We start from the raw sequence: 20,835 nt of genomic DNA, 5'->3' as shown, positions 1-20,835 counted from the left end.
GGAGACTTCCCTATGTCCGCCCCCATCGAAACCGTCGCCGTCAAACCACTGACCTTTCGCCGTTACAAGGACGGCGACAGCAAGGTCAAGTCCTTTCAGAAAGATATTTTTGATGCCGGACATTCGCACAAGTGCCCGACCTATATTCAAAGCACACCACCCTGCCAGGGTAGCTGCCCGGCCGGTGAGGATATTCGCAGCTACCTCAATATCGTCCGCGGCATCGAGAAACCACCCGCCGGCGTGGTGTGGCAGGAGTACGCCTTTCGTCGCCTGACCGAAGCCAATCCGTTCCCATCGGTCATGGGTCGCGTGTGCCCGGCCCCGTGCGAGTCTGGCTGCAATCGCAACCAGGTGGACGACTTTGTCGGCATCAACTCTGTCGAACATTTCCTGGGCGACTACGCTATTGCAAAAGGTCTTGCCTACACCAAGCCAGCGACAGCTTCCGGCAAGACAGTCGCCGTGATCGGTGGTGGCCCTGCTGGACTATCGGCGGCGTATCAGCTGGCACTCAAGGGACACGCTGTCACGCTGTTTGACGAGCGCGCTGAACTTGGCGGAATGATGCGCTACGGCATTCCCGGGTTCCGTACGCCACGGTATGTACTGGACGCTGAGATTCAGCGCATTCTGGATTTGGGTATCACGACACGCATGAACTGCCGTATCGGAACTGACATCACGATGGCGAAGATTCGGGAAGAATTTGATGCGGTATTCCTGGGCCTGGGCGCACAATCGGGCCGCGCCCTGCCGGTCGAAGGTGCTGACGCACCCAACTGCGTGACTGCAACGTCTTTCCTCAAGGCTTTCAATGACGGGCGCCTGCGCCATGTTGGAAAACGGGTGGTGGTTATTGGCGGAGGCGACACGTCCATTGACGTTGCGACCGTAGCACGCCGTTTGGGTCATATCAACAAAATCAACGAATCTGACCGCCCCGAACATGCCATTGCAGGCCATGTGGCGCACGACGTTGCAGAGGCGTCCGTTCGCCAGGGCGCTGAGGTCACGCTGACTACCATCTTCGCTATCGACAAGATGCAGGCCACCAAACATGAGGTGGAGCATGCCCTGTCAGAAGGGATCACCATTTTGGGTGGAATGGCGCCTGTGTGTGTGGTGCGTGGACCCGACGGACGAGCCACGGCATTGCGGGTGGTGCGCTGCGAAGCGAAGATTGTGGGTGGACGCCTGGATATCAAAAACATCGAAGGTACTGAGCAGGACATTCCCGCAGACCTGATTGTTTCGGCGATCGGGCAGGCGGTGGACTTCACCGGGCTGGAAGAATTCAACAACGGCAAAGGCGCAATCAACAGCGACAAAAACTACCAGGTGCAGGGTCAAGAGGGCATCTTTGTGGGGGGCGACGTGGTGCGCCCGCATTTGCTCACCACCGCCATTGGGCACGGCGCCATAGCGGCGGACGGGATTGACCGCTTCCTGCAAAATGAAGCTCAGGAAAAGCGCCCCAAAATTGACGTGCATGCCTTTGACCTCAAGCGCAAGATGCTGGAGAAGGGCTATACCTTCAGTGAAGTGCATGAACCGATTCGTGGTACCGACAAGAGCACAGCGGCCATCCACAATTTTGATAACCGCTCCGACCGCTATGTCATCTCGCACAAGGAATTGTTCCTGGGACATTTCCCCTTTGTGAGCCGTAATCGCAGGGGCATCACCTCACTGACGGCGGAACAGGCACTGGACAATTTTGAAGAACGCCTGCAACCACTGCTGGAAGCCCAGTCCGTTGCCGAGGCCAAGCGTTGCATGAGCTGCGGCCAGTGCTTTGAATGCGACAACTGCGTGGTCTATTGCCCGCAGATTGCCGTCTTCAAGGTGCCTAAGGCCAAGGCTACAACGGGGCGCTACGTCGACACCAACTACAACAAGTGCATTGGCTGCCATATCTGTGCCGATGTATGCCCCACAGGCTACATTCAGATGGGACTGGGAGACTAGCGGCATGCCTGGCATGTTCACCGGTGCGACGGGTCGTCTCAAGCAGTCCGTGCTGTCTGGCGCTGCTGGTCGCGGCAAGCACTGCGGTGTGGGCGCAGACTGCGGCGCCGGTGGCTGCTTCAACCCGTGTACCGCAGCCGGTGATCGAAGCCGCGCGTGGTGGCAAATGTGTGGAGGACCCGGCTCTTATGCGGCGCAACCACATGGAGCTGCTCAAGCACCAGCGTGATGAAACCGTGCACGGCGGGATTCGAACCGGCAAGTACAGCCTGAAGGCCTGCATCGCCTGCCATGCCAGCCAAACCACTGGCAGTGTGACGGCAAAAGACACCAATTTTTGTCAAAGTTGCCATAACTATGCCGCCGTCAAGATCGACTGCTTCGGATGCCATGCCAACAAACCACAGGTCAAGCCATGATGCCAGTCCCCAGTTCACCATCCAAGGACGCGGGTGACACGAAATCCGGTCGCCGTGGTTTTATGGCCGTTGCGGCGGCTGGTATAGCGGGCATCCTGATTGCGCCCGGTGTACGCCTCATTGAAATTGCCCAAGCGGCGCCCACTCCAGGGAAACTAAGCCCTGGTGCTAGCAGCAAGGTCCGCTGGGGCATGCTGATTGACAGCACCCAGTGCGCCAGTGGCTGCACGGATTGCGTCACCGCATGCAACACCGAAAACGGGCTTTCGGGGGGTACCAAGACCACCGATTCCCAGTGGATCCGCAAAATAGAAATCAAGGAATTGCGCACCGGCAAGACCCAGTCCCTGCCCATGATGTGCCAGCACTGTGCCGAACCGCCCTGTGTCGATGTGTGCCCGACCGGCGCCTCTTTCAAACGTGCTGACGGCATTGTGCTGGTGGACAAACATATCTGCATTGGCTGCCGTTATTGCATCATGGCCTGCCCTTACAAGGCGCGCTCCTTCGTGCATTCACCCCAGACTGACCAGAAACCCGATGTACCACGCGGTATGGGCACGGTGGAGGGCTGCACGATGTGTGTTCACAAGGTGGACAAGGGTGAAATGCCCGCCTGCGTGACTGCGTGTGCCAACGCCGGGCATGAAGCCATTCTTTTCGGGGATCTCAACAACCCCGAGAGCGACATCTCCAAGCGGATCGCCAGCTACCCCAGCCGTCAGATTCGGGAAAACCTGAACTTGGACACTGGTGTGCGTTACCTCGGCATTTGAAGTAAAAAGGGCCCTGATCAATGAAAATAGAATTGCGTCCGCTACTGGGCACAAGCGCTGGCTACTACCTCCTGATGGGTGGCATGGCACTGGTTGCACTCGTGGGTCTGGCCGCCGCGTGGTTCATGGAGCACAACGGGCACAGCGTGACCGGTATGAACAACCAGATTGTCTGGGGTTTGCCACACGTGTTCGCGGTCTTTCTGGTGGTGGCCGCATCGGGCGCACTGAATGTGGCCTCCATGGCCTCGGTCTTTGGCAAGACCGAATTCAAACCGCTGGCACCTCTGTCCAGCCTGTTGGCGATTGCATTGCTGCTGGGTGGTTTGACGGTACTGATGCTTGACTTGGGGCGCCCTGACCGGTTGATTGTGGCCATGACGCACTTCAACTTCAAATCCATCTTTGCCTTGAATATCTTTCTCTATTCGGGCTTCATGGGCTTTGTCATTGCCTACCTGTGGACCATGATGGAACACCGCATGAATCGTTACACACCGCTGGTCGGGTTGTTCGCCTTTTTATGGCGCATGGCTTTGACTACCGGCACCGGCTCCATTTTTGGCTTTCTGGTTGCCCGCCAGGCGTATGACTCGGCTTTGCTGGCACCCCTGTTCATTGCCCTTTCGTTGAGCTATGGTCTGGCCGCATTTATTCTGGTGCTGATGCTGACATATCAGGGGAGCGGTCGCCCGTTGGGTGACGCGCTGATGGCGCGGTTTGCACGGTTGCAGATTATCTTCATTGCGGCGGCGTTATATTTTGTCCTGGTCTATCACCTGACCAATCTCTACTTCACCAAACACTATGACTTCGAGCGTTTTCTCCTGCTTGAAGGCGGCGTGCACACCTGGTTGTTCTGGTTGGGGCAGGTCTTGCTGGGCAGTGTTCTGCCCATGGTGTTATTACTGCATCCACGCATTGGTCAGATGCGTCATCGAATCGTGGCCAGTGCCCTGCTCGTGGTGGGTGGCGGATTTGCCCAGATGTATGTCACGATAATCGCAGGACAGGCCTTTCCGCTGGTGCTCTTTCCAGGTCGACAGGTGAGCAGCAGCTTTTCTGACGGTGTGATCAGTAGCTACTCGCCCGCCCTGCCCGAGTGGTTGCTGGGCTTTGGTGGCATCGCTATCGTCGGAATCATCGTGATGGTGGCTCTTAAGGTATTGGGTTTTTTGCCCGAACGCCTGGACGATGAAGCCATGCAACAGCATGCCGCATTCCTTGCCACGGATCACGCCTGAGGAAACTCCACCATGTCGCGTTTTTTGATTTCGGCAGCACACAAGTCGTCTGGCAAGACCACGATTGCCGTGGGCCTGTGCGCGGCGCTATCTGCCCAGGGCTTGGTGGTGCAGCCCTTCAAAAAGGGGCCAGACTACATCGATCCCATGTGGCTGGGTCAGGCCAGCGGGCGCAACTGCTTCAACCTTGATCCGTACTTGATGACACCGGAGCAGATCACCACCTGCTTTACGCGCTACGCCGGACCGGCTGACCTCTCCATCGTGGAAGGCAACAAGGGCTTGTACGATGGACTGGCGCTGGACGGCAGCAACAGCAATGCCGCCTTGGCGCAACTGTTGGACCTGCCGGTGGTGCTGGTGCTGGATGCACGCGGTATGACCCGGGGCATTGCACCCCTGATCCTGGGCTATCAAGCCTTTGACCGCAACATTCGCATTGCAGGAGTCATCCTGAACCAGTTGGGCGGTGCACGCCATGAATCCAAACTGCGTGCGGTGATCGAACATTACACCGATGTGTCGGTTCTGGGCGCAGTAGCCCATGACCCGCGCTTGGCCCTGGTTGAGCGTCACCTGGGGCTGATGCCCAACCATGAACTCGATGATGCTCCCCAGCGCGTTCGCGCTATGGGTGAGCTAATTGCCGAGCAGGTCGATTTGTCGCGCGTTCGGCAGCTGGCACAGAGCGCGGCCCCACTTGCGCCAACCCACATCCCACAACAGGTATTGCCATTGGCAGGCTTGCCCATCCGCATTGGCGTCGCACGCGACAAGGCTTTTGGCTTCTACTACCCGGATGACTTGTTGGCGTTGGAACAGGCTGGCGCGGTGATTGTTCCGGTGGATACGCTGCACGATACGCAGCTACCGCCAATGGATGGCTTGTTCATAGGCGGCGGTTTCCCGGAAATGTTTATGCCGCAGTTGCAGGCGAATGTCGCCATGCGCACCAGCATTCGCACGGCCATTGAAGCGGGACTGCCCGTCTATGCCGAATGTGGCGGCCTCATGTATCTGGCACGCACGCTGCACTGGAAGGACCAGATCTACGACATGGTGGGCGCAATCCCCGTCGATGTGCTGATGCATGAGCGGCCCGTCGGGCGTGGCTATGTGGAGCTTCAAACTACGGGCAATGCACCCTGGTCAGCCACAGCAGGCACCAAACCAGCCACGGTGCGTGGCCATGAATTCCACTACTCCAGCCTGGAAAACGTGGCGCCTGATCTGAAGTTCGCCTACCGTGTGCTGCGGGGACACGGCGTGGATGGTCAGCGTGATGGCATCGTGCACCGCAACGTCGTCGCCTCTTATTCCCACTTGCGCAACGCGGCAGGGTCCGACTGGGTAGACGGGTTTACTGCCTTTGTTCGCGCCAGAAAAGTCACGCAGGAACAATCCGCCGCTTTCGTTGCCGCTACGCGCACGGTGCAGGTCAATGGTCACCCTGTGGCCACCGACGTTGAAGGCTATTTGAAGAATCTAGACGATTGGACTGAGGATTTCGCCCGCGCGCAAGCCGAAGCTGAGAATCTTGAGCTGACCGAAGCGCACTGGCAAGTCATCACCTTCTTGCGGGCGTATTTCGAAGAGCACCGGGTGCAGGCGCAAGTGCGCGCCATGATCTGGCATTTCGCCAAGGTATGGGGCCCGGAGTACGGCAACAATCACCACTTGCACACTTTGTTTCCCGTCGGCGGCCCGCAAAAGCAGGGCAACCGTCTGGCCGGGCTTTTAAAGACCAAAGGTGAGCATTGACTCACCACAGGAGATTTGCATGTTCTCATTGACTCAAGCCGCTGCACAGCAGATTCAACAAGCAGCCAGCGCCAGCGACGCCGCCGACTTGGCCTTGCGCATTGCCGCAAAAGTCGATACCGACGGATCCCTGCAATACGGCATGGGTTTTGACGAGCCAAAAGACGAGGATATGCGGCTTGATCTGCGTGGCGTTGCCGTTGTCATCGGCGGTGAGTCGCAGCAGTTGCTTTTTGATACCGTTCTGGATTTCGTCGAACTGACGCCCGGTGCGTTCCATTTCATTTTTAGTGAAGGCGATGCAAGCGCGTGCGCCAGCGAATCAGCGGCCTTGGGCGACTGCAGCAGCACCAGCTGTGAAAGTGCTGGCTGCGCCTCCAAAGGTCAAACCCATTGAAAGCCGATGTCATGAACCCCATTCCCGTTGACGGATGCGTCTATCTGGTGGGCGCTGGCCCTGGCGACCCCGAACTGTTGACGCTGCGCGCTGTGCGTCTGCTGGAAAAAGCGGACGTGGTGGTCTATGACCACTTGGTTTCCAGCGCGGTGCTGGACTTTGTATCGCCCACGGCACAACGTATTTTTGCGGGCAAGCGCCGCAACGAGCACACTATGCGCCAGGAGCAGATCAACACCCTGCTGGGCCAACTCGCCCAGGAGGGCAAACAAGTCGTGCGGCTCAAGGGCGGAGATCCCTTCATTTTTGGGCGCGGTGGCGAGGAGTTGCAGACTCTGGCAGCCCATGGTGTCGCGTTTGAGGTGGTTCCGGGCATCACGGCAGCTTCCGGCGTGTCCAGCTATGCGGGCATTCCATTGACCCACCGCGACTATGCCCAAAGCTGCATCTTTGTAACCGGTCATCTCAAGGATGGCTCCGCCGATCTGGACTGGCCCAGCTTGGTCCGACCCCACCAAACTGTGGTGATTTATATGGGCCTTGGAGGGTTGCCAGAAATTTGCCGTCAGATGATATTGCACGGTGCCCCTCCAGATCTGCCCATCGCTGTAGTGCAAGACGGGAGCATTGCCACCCAGAGAGTGGTGACCGGCACGCTCGCCAACATGCCAGAACGCGTTGCGCAGGCAAAGCTGAGATCGCCCTGCCTGACCCTTATTGGAGAGGTTGTAAAACTGCACCATTCACTGGCGTGGTTCAACCCGATAGCCAACCCCGAGTTGGTGCACGACGCAACCCTGGACAGAGGACGCTGCCGGGCAGAAGTCCTTAGTGGTTGACCTTTTGGCTTATCTCAATAGCTGCCTGCACTCCTTCTGGTGAGTTGCCATACTCGAAAGCAAACACGGCAGCCTCCACCCGTGAGTGCAAATTGAGCTTGTCCATGATGTGGCGCACATGCAGTTTGACGGTGTTGTGGCTGATGTCCAGCGCCTTGGCAATCACCTTGTTACTGCAGCCCCGTGCCACATGGTTCAGCACCTCGCGCTCACGTTCGGTCAGCGTGGCCACAAGATCGCCCATGATTGACACTTTAGGTCCTGACTGAAGTATCAGTGCCAGCTTGAGCGTCATGGCTGAGGCGACCACCATCTCGCCGCGGGCCGCGCGCCCAATGGCATCAATCACTTCCTCAGGTTCCATGTCCTTGAGCAAATAGCCGCGTACTCCTGCGCGCAGAGCGGCGGCCATGTCATCCTCGCTGTCGCTCATGGTCAGTATCACGACTGGAGTCTCACACCCTTCATTGCGGATCATGCGCAGTACGCTCAGACCATCGACCTTGGCCAGGCGCAAATCCAGCACCATGAGATCGGGCTGGTGCTCCCGCAACAAGGGCACAACCTGCGCGGGGTCGCCCGTGGCGACCACCACTTGCATGTTGCCCCGGTGCTCCAGCAGCTCCGTCAAGCCGCTGCGGCAAAGCGCATGGTCGTCCACCAGCATGATTCGGGTTTTGGGGCTCATGGGCCGACTACTCCTGGCTGAACCTGTTCCACGGGCAATAGCAGTCGCACCCGCGTGCCACCCCCGTCATTAGGGCCTACGATAAGACTGCCACCCAGGCGTTTGGCACGGCTTTGCATGATGTCCAGTCCAAAATGGTTGGTGGGTGCCAGGCCTTTGGCCAACGTCACCAGCATCGATACGGATGGCTCGTCCATACCCAGCCCGTCGTCTTCAATCCTGAATTCAAGCTGCTGATGGTCCCGGTCAATGAACACAATCGCCCGACGTGCCATGGAGTGCTTGGCAATGTTGGCCAATGCCTCTTGAATAACATAAAACACCTGCACCTCTTGTTCGTCGGTCAGATTCAGGCCGTGTGCCGAATTTCGGATTTCCAGCGAGATACCCACCCGATCGAAATACGCATCGGCTACACCTTGCAGTGCGTGCAGCAAACCCAGAGGGTCCATGCGGGTACGAAAATATGTCATGACTTCGCGCAATTTGTCATGCACCTCGCCCACACCCTTTTTGACATCCGAAAAGTATTTGAGTGAACGCTGATCGTCGTGCGCCAACATGGATTCATTCAATAAAGGTAGCCGCATTCTGACGTAAGCCAGAGTCTGTGCAATGGTGTCGTGCACTTCATTGACCATCTCCTGGCGCTCTTTTAGTACCGTGACACGCAATCGTTCGCGTTCAATCTTGGCGTTGTGCAGCGCCAGTCCCAGCAGCTGACCAATCAGGCGCAACATGGTTTCCATTTGCGGATTGATACGGGGGTCGGAATCAAAAAAAAGGTTGTAGATTCCCAAGGCCTGACCGTCATGCGGCAACGAAATTGCCAGCACGCGATGACATTGAAGACCGAAGTAGCCATGTTCGGTGTGTTTGGCACAGGTTTTGACATCGTCTACCCATCTCAACACATCACCCGCCGACGCTACACCGCACGCGCCGCAGTCGCTAGCCACCAACCGTTCCGCAATTTGCACATCGACTGGCAAGCCCTGTTGTGCCACGAGGCGCATCGACTTTCCATCATCGGTCAACACCCGTACCGCCCCCGCCTGTGCACCGGCAAGGGCCTGGATGGCAATCAGGAAGCGTTCGAGTAACGGGGCCAGATCGGAATTCAACGCCAGCTCTGCCGCCAGTCCCCCAACGGCATTACTCATGTCCGTCAGAACTTCGGAGCGTAGTTGGGGTGGGGATATCGTCATCGTGGTTTTGGTGGACCATCATGCTAATACATTACTGTGAACAGACAGACCTTCAGACACTACCCATTTGGGTTACATGGAGTTACCCGTGGCGGCTATAGACGGCTTTGCTTGCCCCTGACTCTAATAGGGGCACTCTGCACCCGTCCTGTCCGCACGAAAAAGCATCTACGCATGTCTGTTCTACCGATTCACGATCCAACGCGCCCCGCGTTGTCGAACGCAGTCAATGAGATGCGCACCACGACCTGTTACATGTGCGCCTGTCGATGCGGTATCCGCGTGCATTTGCGCAACGGCGAGGTCCGCTACATCGAGGGCAACCCGGACCATCCGCTCAACAAGGGCGTGATCTGCGCGAAAGGCGCCTCGGGCATCATGAAGCAGTATTCGCCCGCCCGGCTCACCAAGCCCCTGCTGCGCAAACCGGGTAGTGAACGCGGAGAAGGCCATTTTGAGGAGATCGAATGGGAAGCGGCCTTCACTCTGCTGGGTGACCGCCTGAAAAAGATCCGCTCGACCGACCCCAAACAATTTGCACTGTTTACCGGGCGCGACCAGATGCAGGCGCTGACCGGGCTGTTTGCCCGGCAATTTGGCACGCCAAACTATGCCGCCCACGGCGGTTTCTGCTCGGTCAACATGGCGGCCGGCATGATCTACACAATAGGTGGTTCGTTCTGGGAGTTCGGCGGCCCCGATCTGGAGCGCGCCAAATTGTTTGTGATGATCGGTACAGCAGAAGATCACCACTCCAACCCGATGAAGACGGCGTTGGCCAAGTTCAAGCGCAATGGCGGCCGCTTTGTGTCCATTAACCCAGTGCGCACCGGCTATTCCGCCATTGCCGATGAATGGGTTCCCATCATACCCAGCACCGACGGAGCCCTGCTGCTGGCCCTGATTCACGAGCTGATTCAGTTGGGTTTATACGACCGCGAATTTTTAGCCCGTTACACCAATGCCTGTCAACTGGTCAACCAGGATACCGCCAGCGATGATTTTGGAATGTTCCTGCGCGATGCCGACGCAGAAATTGCCAATCCGTTGCGTCCCGCCAATTTTTATTGGTGGGACCGCTTGACGGACCGGGCAGTTTCAGACCATACCGAGGGGGCAGACCCGGCGCTTTTAGGGCACTTCACATCGCCACGCGGGACACCGACTGCGCCCGCCTTTCAATTGCTGCAGGACCGCGTCAAGTCCTACACACCGGAATGGGCAGAAGGCATTACCGGCATTCCAGCCGCCACCATTCGCCGTCTGGCGCACGAGATGGGTATTACTGCGCGGGACCAGAAGATTGAACTGCCCATCGCTTGGACCGACAGTTGGGGCAAACGCCACGACTCGGTCACAGGCAACCCTGTGGCTTTTCACGCCATGCGCGGCTTGGCCGCGCACTCCAATGGTTTTCAGACCATTCGCTCGCTGTCGATTTTGATGTCCATGTTGGGCACCATAGACCGCCCCGGTGGTTTCCGGCACAAGGCTCCCTACCCGCGCGCCGTGCCGCCCAATGCCCGTCCGCCCAAAGGGCCGCAGGCGGTCAAGCCTGACACCCCGCTGGATGGCGCGCCACTGGGCTGGCCAGAAAGTCCTGATGATCTGTTCGTGGACGACCAGGGCGAACCGGTGCGCATCGACAAGGGGTTCTCGTGGGAACACCCCTTATCGGCTCACGGCTTGATGCACAACGTCATCACCAACGCCTGGAAGGGTGACCCCTACCGCATTGACACCTTGCTGATCTTCATGGCGAATATGGCGTGGAACTCCACCATGAACACGTCGGAAGTGCGCAATATGCTCAACGACAAGCACACGGAAGGCGAGAAGAGCGGGGAGTACAAAATTCCGTTCCTGGTGGTGTGCGACGCTTTCCAGTCAGAAATGACGGCGTTTGCTGACTTGATCCTGCCCGACACCACCTACTTAGAGCGGCACGACTGCATGTCGATGCTGGACCGGCCCATTTCCGAATTCGATGGCCCGATGGATGCAGTACGCATTCCTGTCGTAGCCCCCAAGGGTGAGTGCAAGCCGTTTCAGGAAGTGCTGGTAGAGCTGGCGGGGCGGCTCAAGTTACCCGCTTTCACCCAGGCGGATGGCTCGCGCAAGTTCAAGGGTTACACCGACTTTATCGTCAACTACGAAACGGCACCAGGATCAGGTATTGGTTTTCTGGCGGGCTGGCGCGGCAAGGGCGGCGAGAAATCCTTGCGTGGTGAACCCAACCCCAAACAGTGGGAGATGTACGAAAAGAACAACTGCGTATTCCACTACGAGATGCCGCTGGAATACCAGTACATGCGCAACTGGAACCAGGGTTATATGCAGTGGGCGCAAAACATGGGCATACGGCGGGACAAAGACCCCATCGTCATCCACATCTACTCCGAGTTCTTGCAGGGCTTTCGACGGGCCGCGCAGGGCAAGCGACCGGGCAAGCAGCCACCAGAGCACCTGCGCAAACGGGTGGAGACCTATTTCGATCCGTTGCCCTTTTACTATGTGCCACTGGAAGAGCAGGCGACCGACACGGCCAAATACCCGCTGAACGCGATCACCCAGCGCCCCATGGCGATGTACCACTCCTGGGACTCGCAAAACGCCTGGCTGCGCCAGATCCACACACACAACTACCTGTTCGTCAACACCAAGACCGCCGCAGCCGAAGGCATTGCCGACGGTGGCTGGATGTGGGTCGAGTCGCAGTGGGGCAAGGTGCGCTGCATGTGCCGCTACTCCGAAGCCGTGGAGCCCGGCACGGTGTGGACCTGGAACGCCATTGGCAAATCCGCCGGCGCCTGGAATCTGACACCCGACGCCAATGAATCACAACGCGGCTTTCTGCTCAATCACCTGATCTCGGAGGTGCTGCCGCCGTCCAGCGCCGGTGCGGCCATTTCCAATTCGGACCCGATTACGGGCCAGGCCGCGTGGTACGACGTGCGGGTGCGCATCTACAAGGCGCAGGACGACGAACCGAAGCAGACTTCGCCGCAGTTCAAAGCCGTCCCGGTCGCACCCGGGGTACAACAGATGCTGCCCAAATGGAGGGCCTACTTTGCGGGCCGGGGAGCGAACAAATGACACAACTCGAAAAGCGGGAGCGCTCGCTATGACACAGCTCGCGTTGGTCATAGACCTGAATGTCTGCGTCGGCTGCCACGCTTGCGTCACCAGTTGCAAGCAGTGGAACACGTCCGGTACAGCGGGTACTCTGGTGGACATCAACCCCTACGGCGCCGAGCCCAACGGTACGTTTTTCAACCGGGTGCAGACCTTTGAAGTGGGCGAGTTTCCCAACACACAAACGGTGCATTTTCCAAAGTCGTGCCTGCACTGCGAAGACCCGCCCTGTGTACCGGTGTGCCCCACGGGCGCAAGTTACAAGCGCGCTGAAGACGGCATTGTGCTGGTGGACTACGACAAGTGCATTGGCTGCAAATACTGCAGCTGGGCTTGTCCTTACGGCGCGCGCGAGTTTGACGAACAACGCAAGGTCATGACCAAGTGCACCCTGTGTGTTGACCGTGTCACCGACAAGGCCCTGCCCGCAGCAGAACGCAAACCCGTTTGCGTGATGGCATGCCCGTCCAACGCCCGCCTGTTTGGCGACATCCATGATCCGGAATCAGGGGTCTCCCGGGCGATTGCCGAGCGCGGCGGTTATCAGCTCATGCCCGAATGGGGAACAAACCCTGCCAACCACTACCTGCCACGGCGCAAGACCGAGATCCGCATCCATGCGGAAGACCTGGAGCGCGTGGACAACCCCTTGAAGATCGACGGCCAGCTGCCCGAGCATGCCCACCGCGATCCGGGCCGCGAAGACTTCGCCACCTAGCCACCGCTTTCGCACAACCCTTGCAACACACACCATGCGACCCGCATTTTCAGTGATCTTCCTGACCACCCTCCTTGGTGCCGCACAAGGGCTCTTTCTTACGTTGTATGGTACCGAACTGATAGGCCTGGGCAACCTGAATCACGCAGATAGCCAGCGTTTTTTAGCCAGCGGCAGCGCTGTGGCACTGGTGTTGTTGGTGCTGGGGCTCGGCGCGTCTTTTCTCCACCTGGGTCGCCCGGAACGCGCCTGGCGATCAGCGGCCATGTGGCGCACATCGTGGCTGTCGCGTGAGGTCATCGCCTTGCCTTTGTTCATGCTGGGCGTGTTTGCTTATGCAGGTTCACACGCCCTGGGGCGGGGCAATACGCAACTGGTTGGTGCAGCCACCACACTGGCTTGCATCGCACTTTTTATCTGCACAGCCATGATTTATGCATCGGTGCGCTTTTTGCAGGAGTGGGCCAGCCCGCTCACCTTGGTGAACTACTTGCTGCTGGGTTGCGCTTCAGGGCTGATGTTGGCTACGTTATTGGCTGCGTTAGACGGGCTGTTCGCACTGGTGCAACCCTACGCACTGGCAACAACCGTCTTCACCTTGCTGGCGTGGGCAACACGCAGTGCCTCGCTTTTTCGGAATGCACGTCTCAAACCAAAGTCTACGTTGCAAAGCGCCATTGGCATCAAGCACCCCCGCATCGTTCAAACGGCACAGGGTTTCATGGGCGGTTCGTTCAATACGCGTGAGTTCTTCCATGGCCACAGCCCAGAACTGTTATTGACCGTCAAACGGGGGTTTCTACTGCTGGCATTTCCATTGCCGCTGTTGTGCATGGCGCTGGGCGTGATGGCGGACTCCTGGCAAATACTCTTCATTGCCTTCGCCATCCAGTATTGCGGCTTGCTGGCAGAGCGGTGGTTCTTTTTTGTGCAGGCCAATCACCCGCAAAACCTGTACTACCAGAACATCTCCTAGCCGCATGCGTCTTTCAAGCCACATTGCCAACACGCCAGCGCTAAAGCGCGCTGGCGTGTTCGTCATCGGGCTGCTGGCGCTTGTCGCACCGGCACTTGCCGCCGACAGCGTCGTTCCCATCAGCACGATGCCCTGGTGGTTCTGGCCCATGGCCCTGTTTATCACCTGCTTTCTTCATTGGTATTGTGGCGGTGCCTGCAGGCATTGGCGGGGGCACGCTGTATGTGCCCATCATTGGCGGCTTCTTTCCATTTCATCTGGATTTTGTGCGAGGCGCGGGTTTGTTGGTGGCGCTAGCCAGCGCACTGGCAGCCGGACCCATGCTCTTGCGCGGTGGGCTGACCAGTTTGCGTCTGGCGCTGCCACTGGCATTGACTGCGTCTGCTGGGTCGATTCTTGGGGCTAATTTGGGGATGGCGCTTCCATCGTCCATCATCGAAACGTCGTTAGGCCTCCTGGTCCTTAGCATTGTGGCATTGATGCTGAGCGTCACGCGCTCTGAATTCCCCGCAGTTGCGGAATCGGACCGTTGGAGCCATACGCTGGGACTGCACGGTATGTTCATTGACGGGGCCACCGGCCATCAGATCCATTGGCAAGCTCGACACACGCCGCATGGATTTGCCGTCTTCTTTGTTATCGGTCTTCTGGGCGGCTTGTTCGGTATCGGCGCGGGTTGGGCCAACGTACCGGCGCTGAATCTACTGATGGCTGTACCGCTGAAGGTGGCAGCAGGCACATCGAGTCTGGTGCTGTCTCTGGCCAGCTCTTCTGCCGCATGGGTCTATCTTGACCGTGGTGCGGTGCTGCCGATGATTGCCGTTCCGTCGGTGGTTGGAATGATGCTCGGAGCGCGCCTAGGTGCCCGACTTTTGCATGTACTCAAAGGCTCGGTCATCCGCAAGATGGTCATCACCTTGCTGCTGTTTGCCGGCATACGCGCCCTGCTCAAGGGTCTGGGGGTCTGGGCATGACACAACAGGTTGAAGCGCTGCGCTACGCCCGCCTGCTGGGATGGGGTGCACGCACTGGCGAGGTGGCCCTGTTGCTAAGCTTTGCGGCCTATGTGTTTGGGGTGCTGCCACCGCACGTGCCGCTGGAACAATTGCCTACGGTCTGGAACCTCCCGGTGGCCGCCTACCTGCAATACACCGGTACTCCGACGGGATGGGGATGGCTGACATTGGCACACAAGGGAGACTTGTCTGGCCTGATCGGCATTTCGCTACTTGCGGGCTGCTCCATTCTGCCTCTGCTGGGCCTGATCCTCTGTATCTCGACACGGCGCGACTATGTCTATGCTGGTATCTGCATGGTGGTGATCGCCGAGCTGGTATTTGCGGCGGCCGGCATCTTTACGGGGGGACATTGAGCATGGCCCAACTGTTTACACGCATGCTACTGGCCACCGAATGCAGTGAATTCGACGCAGGCGCGGAGAATGTGGCGCTTGCGTTGGCACAACGTTGCCAACTGCCCTTGGCTGTGGTTCTGCCATTGGTCAGCAACCCGGAATATGAAGCACTGGCACCCCAAATTGCAGCCCGGGCGGAGCAGGAAGCGGCAGCCAAGCTTGCGAAGCTACACGCGCAAGCCAACACCGCACAGGTGACGATCGACCTGCGTGTGCGCCGCGGTGAAGAGCCCTACCTTGAAATCATCGAAGAAGCCCGGGCCACAAACTGCGAAATGATCATCATCCGGCGCCGGGGCAAGCGCGGATTGCTGGCCAACCTTTTGGTCGGTGAAATGGTCAGTAAAGTGGTTGCACACGCACCCTGTCATGTATTGATCGTGCCGCCCGAGTCCAGCATGTGGAGCCGGCGCGTGCTGGTGGCCGTTGACTCAACAGAAGAAGGGAACCAAATCGCGTCCGTTGCAATGGGTGTGGCCGCTCAGTGCGGATTACCCCTGCACGTGGTTAGCGTGGTCGCCACCGAGGGCCTGCGCAGCCAGGCCCAATCGGGTATTACGAGACTGGTCGAGCAGGCGCAAGACAGCAGTGTGTCGGCACAGGGCGAAGTCCGTATCGGCAAACCCTTCACGGAAATCTTGGCGGCGCGGGAGGCCAGCGAATCTGACCTGATCGTCATGGGCAGCCGTGGTGACAACCGCATCGGCCGTGCACTGGTCGGCGGCGTAGCACAAAAGGTCATGGGGCTGTCCGAGTACCCCGTGCTGGTCCTGCATTTCTAACCACCCACCAACCCCGCCACACCGTATGAGCAATCCCTTTCCCGCCTTGAATCCCCAGCCCTCGTTCACCATTGAATATCCGGAGACAACCATGACCCTATCCAAGAAGTTTTTTGCCCTGACACCACTGTGCGCCCTGCTGGCTGCCGGTTCGGCGCAAGCCACTAACGGTATGTTGATGGAGGGCTATGGCCCCATTTCCACCGGCATGGGGGGCGCCTCCCAGGCCTTTGACCACGGCACGGCGGCCATGGCACAAAACCCAGCCACCCTGGCATTGGGTTCTGAGGAAGGGCGCCTGGACATCGCCCTTGGCTTCCTAGGCCCCAAAGTTACCAGCAGCGTGCCAGGCATGCCGGATGCGCCGTCCGGTGGCACCGCTTACACCATGCCTGCGGTGGGATACACCACCCGCTCCGGGGCCTTGACCTTCGGTGTCGGCATGTTTGCGCAGGGCGGCATGGGCACGGAATACGCTGCCAACACCTTCATGGCGATGGGCTCTGGTGAGCCCGTGCGTTCGGAATTAAGCGTGGGCAACGTCATCATTCCATTGGCCTACCAGGTCAACCCCAACGTAACAATCGGTGCAACCCTGGATTACATGTGGTCCGGACTTGATATGCAGATGGCCGCAACCCCCATGCAATTGGGCAGCATGGTGACGGGCGGTACAGGGCAGTTGGGCGGGGCCATTGGGGCCGGTGCGCTGAACTCGGCCACCTGGGCTCGCCTGAATTTCACCGACACCGACAAATTCAGCGGTGCCGCCAAGGCCACCGGTTGGGGTGCCAAATTCGGAGGTACCGTAAAGGTCAGCAACGACGTTACGCTGGGCGCGTCTTATCGCCTCAAGTCCGCGCTGGACGATGAAAATCCAGCGCCAGTTCTGCTGTTATGAGGGCCAACCCTGGTGGGCGCTACGCTCGCGACCTTGTGGACGCCACTTTTCGCAACACGGTTATCAACTTCCGTGATGCCCGCCGTACTGGTTGTGGTGCGGAAGCGGCAGGCGCAACTCATCTGATGCCGGTGGCCGACATAAGTCAACCGCCCGGGCCGAGGTGTTGCAAGGGTTTCAAATGCGCTTTTGATAGCGCCGGTATAGGGTTCCGTCAGTTTTGTGTTGCCACAAACTGAAGGATCAAACCGTGTTAAGTCTGGGCCCGGCATGGAAGCCAATGAAAAGCTCACCTTGCGCGCCGGTTTGAAACTCGCGGACAACCCTATCCCTGCTGATGCCCCGTCAATCCCTTTGTTCCTGGCGACCGTTAAAAACCATGCCACGCTGGTTTTCGTGCCAGCCCCGCCACAGACGCATTGAATGCGGCCCCGACGATTGCACTGAGTACCGATGTGACCAGTGGCACAGGCGTCACCATCGCCCATGGCCAGACCAACCTGCAACTGATGTACACACATCGTTTCTAGGCCCTTCGTACTCACCCAAAAAAGGAAATCGCATATGGCACATATCGTCATCATGGGCGCTGGCATAGGCGGCCTGAAATGCGGGCAACGCTTGCCGCCGAACACCGCATCACGGTCGTCAGCGCGGTGGACTATTTCCAGTTCACCCCATCCAACCCCTGGTTGGCGGTGGGCTGGCGCGACCGGAAGTCCATTACGCTGCCTATCGCGCCCTTGCTGAGAGAAAGGGCATTGCCCATTGCCTGCCGACGGCGACTGACGTTGCCGCCCAACCGGCTGGCGCCGGAAGGACGCCGCGCAAACCCCGACTACGATTACCCGGTCATCACCACCGGTCCCGAGTTGGTTTTGATGAAGTATTCCGCCCGGCCCCACGGTGATTGGCACGCATCTGGTCTGCAAGGTCGACCAATGAACACGTAATGGCACCGTCATGAGCCCTTTAAAGCCCGGGGACCGGTGGTGATCGGCGCCATGCTGTTCGCCAGCTGCTTCGGCCCGGCCTACGAGTTTGCATTCATCCTGGACACCGACCTGCGGCGCCGGAAAATTCGCCACAAAGTGCCTATCACCTTTGTGACCAGCGAACCCTACATCGGGCACCTGGGCCTGGGCGGCGTGGGGGACAGCAAGGGTATGCTGGAGTCCGAACTGCGCGCGCACGACATGAAGTGGATCACCAACGCCAAGACCACCAAGGTCGAAGCCGGCAAGATGTTTGTGACCCAGCTCGACGACAGCGGCGCCGTGTTCAAGGAGCACGAAGTGCCATTCAAGATGGCCATGATGCTGCCCGCCTTCAAGGGCGTGGACGCTGTGGCCGCCGTGCCCGCCCCAAACCAACCTGCGCGGATTTGTGCTGATCGGGACGAACAACGTGCGAAGCAAAGCCTACAAGAAAATCTTCTCGTGCGTCCGCGTGGCTATCTCCGCCGGTGAGGCCAGCACCGGTTCCCACCGGGCGCCTGGACAGGCACATGATCGAGACCCTGATTTCGGCCATCGCGCACAACATTGCCGACGAGCTCAATGGCACCGCCAGCACCGCCTACCTGGAACGCCCTTTGCCCTGCCGATTTGGCGACACCGGTGCGGCCTTTGTGGCTCTTCCGCAATACCGCCGCGCAATGTCAACTGGTTCAAGAAAGGCAATTGGTTCATCTGGCTCAAATTTTGGAGAAGTACCACGCAAGATGAAGAACGGCACTCAAGGACCCACTTACGAGTGTACGTGCTCAAGGCGTTGGATCGTGCGCATGACTGACGATCCGTGCAACGAACTCGAGTTAAAACCATGCAAGCCAACTACAGCTTGTGGCCATCAACGTCGCGATTGCCGCCTTGCTTTTGTGTGCCTGTACCGTGTGTCTGCTTTCGCAGCAAGATTCCCGGCGGCGTGGTGGGCAAACAGTGGCGGCTGTTGACCGTGCTGGTGACGTTGTTCACAGTGGGCTACTTCATCACGCCATTTTTCACCCTGCTACCGCCTGAGATCATCAACCTGATCGTGGCGCTGATCTTCTTTTTTGGAGCGATCTACGTACTCATAACAGTGCGCCTGATCTATCGCATCATCGAAGAATTGACCAACTGATCCATATCGCCAGCGATTTTCACCATTCTGGTCCAAGACCTGCGCAGGCCAAAGCAGATGGGCACCGTACAGGAACTGTTCCACAGAAGCTGCGCCCAGTGCTGATTCTGTGACGGCAAAAGTCGGCGCGCAGATCTGTTGAAAAAATGCAGCCTTCGGCCCCTGCGTGCGACGAGCATCTGGAGTACAAGGTAAAAGCGATTTGTTTGAGTTGCTGGTGCGACCGTGCCCAACTCTGGCTCCTCTGCCAGTGCCAATTCACCCAGGATGGCATTGCTGAAAATGGCGAAGGAACTGCTCGGCACCCATGCCGGTATCGGTCGTGCAGCGGCCCACGACCACCGAGGACACGCACGAGGCCCGATGCAGACGCTAAACAGTTGCCACAACCAACCCGGTTTCTATCGACGAGAAGAAAGCCGAACAATTTCGCCGACTGGGTACTGCCTTGCTGTCGCCAGCCGGACCCTCAGCTTGAAGTGTCCGGCGAATTCAGCCGTAGCGCCGCGCCATCATCTCCAGCGGCACCGGCTTGATCTTGCCGCCCTGCCCCGCACAAACTGAAGGCCTCAAAACGCGTTTTCACGGTCGCCGCGTGCCGCGTTCTTCGCCACCAGCGCCTTGCGCGGGTCGAACTCGCTGGGCAGCTGGGCGAACACCTGGCGCATGGCGCCGGTCATGGCCAGACGAATGTCGGTGTCGATATTGATCTTGCGCACACCGCTCTGGATACCGCGCTGAATTTCCTCCACCGGCACGCCATAGGTTCTTGATGTCACCACCATACTGGGGAATGATGGCCAGCCACTCCTGCGGCACGTTGCTGGACCTGTGCATCACCAGGTGGAAGTTGTGGATGTCGCATGGATGGCCAACATGCTCTGATGGCCGGTGATGTCGCCGGTGGGTTTGCGCGGGAATTTGTAAGCGTTTTTATGGCTGGTGCCCATACCGGCCAAAGCGCGCCATCATCTCGGTCTTTTCTACAAAATCTTTGGCCTGTACCGGATCGGTCAGCATCTGGTCGTGGCTCAGTTTCTTCCGCACCAACGCGTTATCTTCTTCGCCTGCGTCGGCTTCCAGGCTGCTCAGACAGCCCAGCTTCGCCTTCAACCTGTGAGAGCACCAATCGGGTGGCAGCATCCGGGCACACCAGCGTGCATGACATCGACGCCAGCATGCAGCTGGTCAGCGTCTTGCCGTCGCTCATCAGTGAGCCGTCCATCATCACACTGGTAAAGCCGGAGCGAATGGATTGCTGGCACACCGCCGCCGAGGTGCCGTGGTCCTGGTGCACCACCACCGGAATGTCGGGGTGCGACTCCACCGCCGCCAGCATCATGTGGCGCAGGTAGGCTTCCCCAGCGTATTTGCGGGCACCAACCGAGGCCTGCAGGATGACCGGGCTATCAGTCTCCTGCGCCGCTTCCATGATGGCGATGATCTGCTCCAGGTTGTTGACGTTGAAAGCAGGCACACCGT

Annotated in this window: 20 protein-coding genes and 1 pseudogene; 18 read left to right on the top strand and 3 right to left on the bottom strand. The window is 58.7% G+C overall.

Features of this window, described 5'->3' with window-relative positions; genetic code table 11:
* The first annotated feature begins 12 nt into the window (after positions 1-12).
* The 7 genes from IPI80_RS15920 to cobA all read left to right on the top strand — a co-directional run bounded on the left by IPI80_RS15920 (position 13) and on the right by cobA (position 7,407).
* On the top strand, positions 13-1,971 hold the full coding sequence (locus IPI80_RS15920; protein WP_413861827.1) for an NAD(P)-binding protein: 1,959 nt from the start codon (positions 13-15) through the stop codon (positions 1,969-1,971).
* 110 nt (positions 1,972-2,081) lie between these two features.
* Positions 2,082-2,390 (top strand): hypothetical protein, encoded by a 309-nt coding sequence (locus IPI80_RS15915; protein WP_413861824.1) that lies wholly within the window; start codon positions 2,082-2,084, stop codon positions 2,388-2,390.
* Complete coding sequence (dsrO, locus tag IPI80_RS15910) at positions 2,387-3,166, top strand: sulfate reduction electron transfer complex DsrMKJOP subunit DsrO (RefSeq protein WP_413861821.1); 780 nt, start codon at positions 2,387-2,389, stop codon at positions 3,164-3,166. The genes IPI80_RS15915 and dsrO overlap by 4 nt, the downstream gene beginning before the upstream one ends.
* A 20-nt stretch (positions 3,167-3,186) precedes the next feature.
* On the top strand, positions 3,187-4,410 hold the full coding sequence (gene nrfD, locus IPI80_RS15905; protein ID WP_413861818.1) for an NrfD/PsrC family molybdoenzyme membrane anchor subunit: 1,224 nt from the start codon (positions 3,187-3,189) through the stop codon (positions 4,408-4,410).
* A gap of 12 nt (positions 4,411-4,422) precedes the next feature.
* Positions 4,423-6,171, top strand: a complete 1,749-nt coding sequence (locus IPI80_RS15900) for a cobyrinate a,c-diamide synthase (protein WP_413861815.1) — start codon at positions 4,423-4,425, stop codon at positions 6,169-6,171.
* A gap of 19 nt (positions 6,172-6,190) precedes the next feature.
* The gene (locus tag IPI80_RS15895; RefSeq protein WP_413861812.1) at positions 6,191-6,568 is read left to right on the top strand and encodes a hypothetical protein; all 378 of its coding nucleotides are present in this window, start codon (positions 6,191-6,193) and stop codon (positions 6,566-6,568) included.
* 11 nt (positions 6,569-6,579) lie between these two features.
* Positions 6,580-7,407: a uroporphyrinogen-III C-methyltransferase gene (gene cobA, locus IPI80_RS15890; protein WP_413861809.1), complete on the top strand. Its 828-nt coding sequence runs from the start codon at positions 6,580-6,582 to the stop codon at positions 7,405-7,407.
* Here cobA and IPI80_RS15885 read toward each other — a convergent pair.
* Positions 7,397-8,095 carry a response regulator gene (locus IPI80_RS15885; protein WP_413861806.1) on the bottom strand — a complete coding sequence of 233 codons (699 nt, stop codon included), beginning with the start codon at positions 8,093-8,095 and terminating at the stop codon, positions 7,397-7,399. The genes cobA and IPI80_RS15885 overlap by 11 nt on opposite strands.
* Positions 8,092-9,258: a GAF domain-containing sensor histidine kinase gene (locus tag IPI80_RS15880; protein WP_413861803.1), complete on the bottom strand. Its 1,167-nt coding sequence runs from the start codon at positions 9,256-9,258 to the stop codon at positions 8,092-8,094. The genes IPI80_RS15885 and IPI80_RS15880 overlap by 4 nt, the downstream gene beginning before the upstream one ends.
* A gap of 219 nt (positions 9,259-9,477) precedes the next feature.
* On the opposite strand from IPI80_RS15880, the gene IPI80_RS15875 reads away from it, so the two are divergent.
* The 11 genes from IPI80_RS15875 (at position 9,478) to IPI80_RS15825 (ending at position 19,353) form a co-directional block, all read left to right on the top strand.
* Positions 9,478-12,399, top strand: coding sequence for a molybdopterin oxidoreductase family protein (locus IPI80_RS15875; protein ID WP_413861800.1), 2,922 nt, complete (start codon positions 9,478-9,480; stop codon positions 12,397-12,399).
* Positions 12,400-12,427: 28 nt separating this feature from the next.
* On the top strand, positions 12,428-13,156 hold the full coding sequence (gene soeB / locus IPI80_RS15870; protein WP_413861796.1) for a sulfite dehydrogenase subunit SoeB: 729 nt from the start codon (positions 12,428-12,430) through the stop codon (positions 13,154-13,156).
* 34 nt (positions 13,157-13,190) lie between these two features.
* Positions 13,191-14,132 (top strand): dimethyl sulfoxide reductase anchor subunit family protein, encoded by a 942-nt coding sequence (locus IPI80_RS15865; RefSeq protein ID WP_413861793.1) that lies wholly within the window; start codon positions 13,191-13,193, stop codon positions 14,130-14,132.
* A 191-nt stretch (positions 14,133-14,323) separates the two neighbouring features.
* Complete coding sequence (locus tag IPI80_RS15860; RefSeq protein ID WP_413861790.1) at positions 14,324-15,106, top strand: sulfite exporter TauE/SafE family protein; 783 nt, start codon at positions 14,324-14,326, stop codon at positions 15,104-15,106.
* Positions 15,103-15,504, top strand: a complete 402-nt coding sequence (locus IPI80_RS15855; RefSeq protein WP_413861787.1) for a hypothetical protein — start codon at positions 15,103-15,105, stop codon at positions 15,502-15,504. Before IPI80_RS15860 ends, IPI80_RS15855 begins: the two co-directional genes overlap by 4 nt.
* A gap of 2 nt (positions 15,505-15,506) precedes the next feature.
* Positions 15,507-16,328, top strand: coding sequence for a universal stress protein (locus IPI80_RS15850; RefSeq protein ID WP_413861784.1), 822 nt, complete (start codon positions 15,507-15,509; stop codon positions 16,326-16,328).
* Between the two features lie 91 nt (positions 16,329-16,419).
* Positions 16,420-17,229: an OmpP1/FadL family transporter gene (locus IPI80_RS15845; protein WP_413861781.1), complete on the top strand. Its 810-nt coding sequence runs from the start codon at positions 16,420-16,422 to the stop codon at positions 17,227-17,229.
* Between the two features lie 270 nt (positions 17,230-17,499).
* Entirely contained in the window at positions 17,500-17,652 is a 153-nt protein-coding gene (locus IPI80_RS15840; RefSeq protein ID WP_413861778.1) for a hypothetical protein, read from the top strand.
* A gap of 185 nt (positions 17,653-17,837) precedes the next feature.
* Positions 17,838-18,182 (top strand): hypothetical protein, encoded by a 345-nt coding sequence (locus IPI80_RS15835; RefSeq protein WP_413861775.1) that lies wholly within the window; start codon positions 17,838-17,840, stop codon positions 18,180-18,182.
* Positions 18,183-18,233: 51 nt separating this feature from the next.
* Positions 18,234-18,698: a hypothetical protein gene (locus IPI80_RS15830; RefSeq protein ID WP_413861772.1), complete on the top strand. Its 465-nt coding sequence runs from the start codon at positions 18,234-18,236 to the stop codon at positions 18,696-18,698.
* A 355-nt stretch (positions 18,699-19,053) separates the two neighbouring features.
* A complete protein-coding gene (locus IPI80_RS15825) occupies positions 19,054-19,353 on the top strand; it encodes a hypothetical protein (RefSeq protein WP_413861769.1) in 300 nt (99 codons plus the stop codon).
* Between the two features lie 492 nt (positions 19,354-19,845).
* Here the strand turns inward: IPI80_RS15825 and IPI80_RS15820 are convergent.
* A pseudogene (locus IPI80_RS15820) lies at positions 19,846-20,835 on the bottom strand (ketose-bisphosphate aldolase); the annotation flags it as partial.

The organism is Candidatus Aalborgicola defluviihabitans (assembly GCF_016705985.1).
Lineage (GTDB): Bacteria > Pseudomonadota > Gammaproteobacteria > Burkholderiales > Burkholderiaceae_C > Allorhodoferax > Allorhodoferax defluviihabitans.
The sequence above is the reverse complement of the archived record's forward strand: the minus strand, read 5'-3'. Positions and strand labels throughout refer to the sequence as shown.

Coding starts and splice junctions, on each gene's coding strand:
- IPI80_RS15845 (WP_413861781.1), top strand. CDS start 16,420: ATGACCCTATCCAAGAAGTTTTTTGCCCTGACACCACTGTGCGCCCTG.
- IPI80_RS15895 (WP_413861812.1), top strand. CDS start 6,191: ATGTTCTCATTGACTCAAGCCGCTGCACAGCAGATTCAACAAGCAGCC.
- IPI80_RS15885 (WP_413861806.1), bottom strand. CDS start 8,095: ATGAGCCCCAAAACCCGAATCATGCTGGTGGACGACCATGCGCTTTGC.
- IPI80_RS15825 (WP_413861769.1), top strand. CDS start 19,054: ATGCAAGCCAACTACAGCTTGTGGCCATCAACGTCGCGATTGCCGCCT.
- nrfD (WP_413861818.1), top strand. CDS start 3,187: ATGAAAATAGAATTGCGTCCGCTACTGGGCACAAGCGCTGGCTACTAC.
- dsrO (WP_413861821.1), top strand. CDS start 2,387: ATGATGCCAGTCCCCAGTTCACCATCCAAGGACGCGGGTGACACGAAA.
- IPI80_RS15840 (WP_413861778.1), top strand. CDS start 17,500: ATGGAAGCCAATGAAAAGCTCACCTTGCGCGCCGGTTTGAAACTCGCG.
- IPI80_RS15900 (WP_413861815.1), top strand. CDS start 4,423: ATGTCGCGTTTTTTGATTTCGGCAGCACACAAGTCGTCTGGCAAGACC.
- soeB (WP_413861796.1), top strand. CDS start 12,428: ATGACACAGCTCGCGTTGGTCATAGACCTGAATGTCTGCGTCGGCTGC.
- IPI80_RS15920 (WP_413861827.1), top strand. CDS start 13: ATGTCCGCCCCCATCGAAACCGTCGCCGTCAAACCACTGACCTTTCGC.
- IPI80_RS15880 (WP_413861803.1), bottom strand. CDS start 9,258: ATGAGTAATGCCGTTGGGGGACTGGCGGCAGAGCTGGCGTTGAATTCC.
- IPI80_RS15850 (WP_413861784.1), top strand. CDS start 15,507: ATGGCCCAACTGTTTACACGCATGCTACTGGCCACCGAATGCAGTGAA.
- IPI80_RS15835 (WP_413861775.1), top strand. CDS start 17,838: ATGCGGGCAACGCTTGCCGCCGAACACCGCATCACGGTCGTCAGCGCG.
- IPI80_RS15830 (WP_413861772.1), top strand. CDS start 18,234: ATGCTGTTCGCCAGCTGCTTCGGCCCGGCCTACGAGTTTGCATTCATC.
- IPI80_RS15865 (WP_413861793.1), top strand. CDS start 13,191: ATGCGACCCGCATTTTCAGTGATCTTCCTGACCACCCTCCTTGGTGCC.
- cobA (WP_413861809.1), top strand. CDS start 6,580: ATGAACCCCATTCCCGTTGACGGATGCGTCTATCTGGTGGGCGCTGGC.
- IPI80_RS15855 (WP_413861787.1), top strand. CDS start 15,103: ATGACACAACAGGTTGAAGCGCTGCGCTACGCCCGCCTGCTGGGATGG.
- IPI80_RS15875 (WP_413861800.1), top strand. CDS start 9,478: ATGTCTGTTCTACCGATTCACGATCCAACGCGCCCCGCGTTGTCGAAC.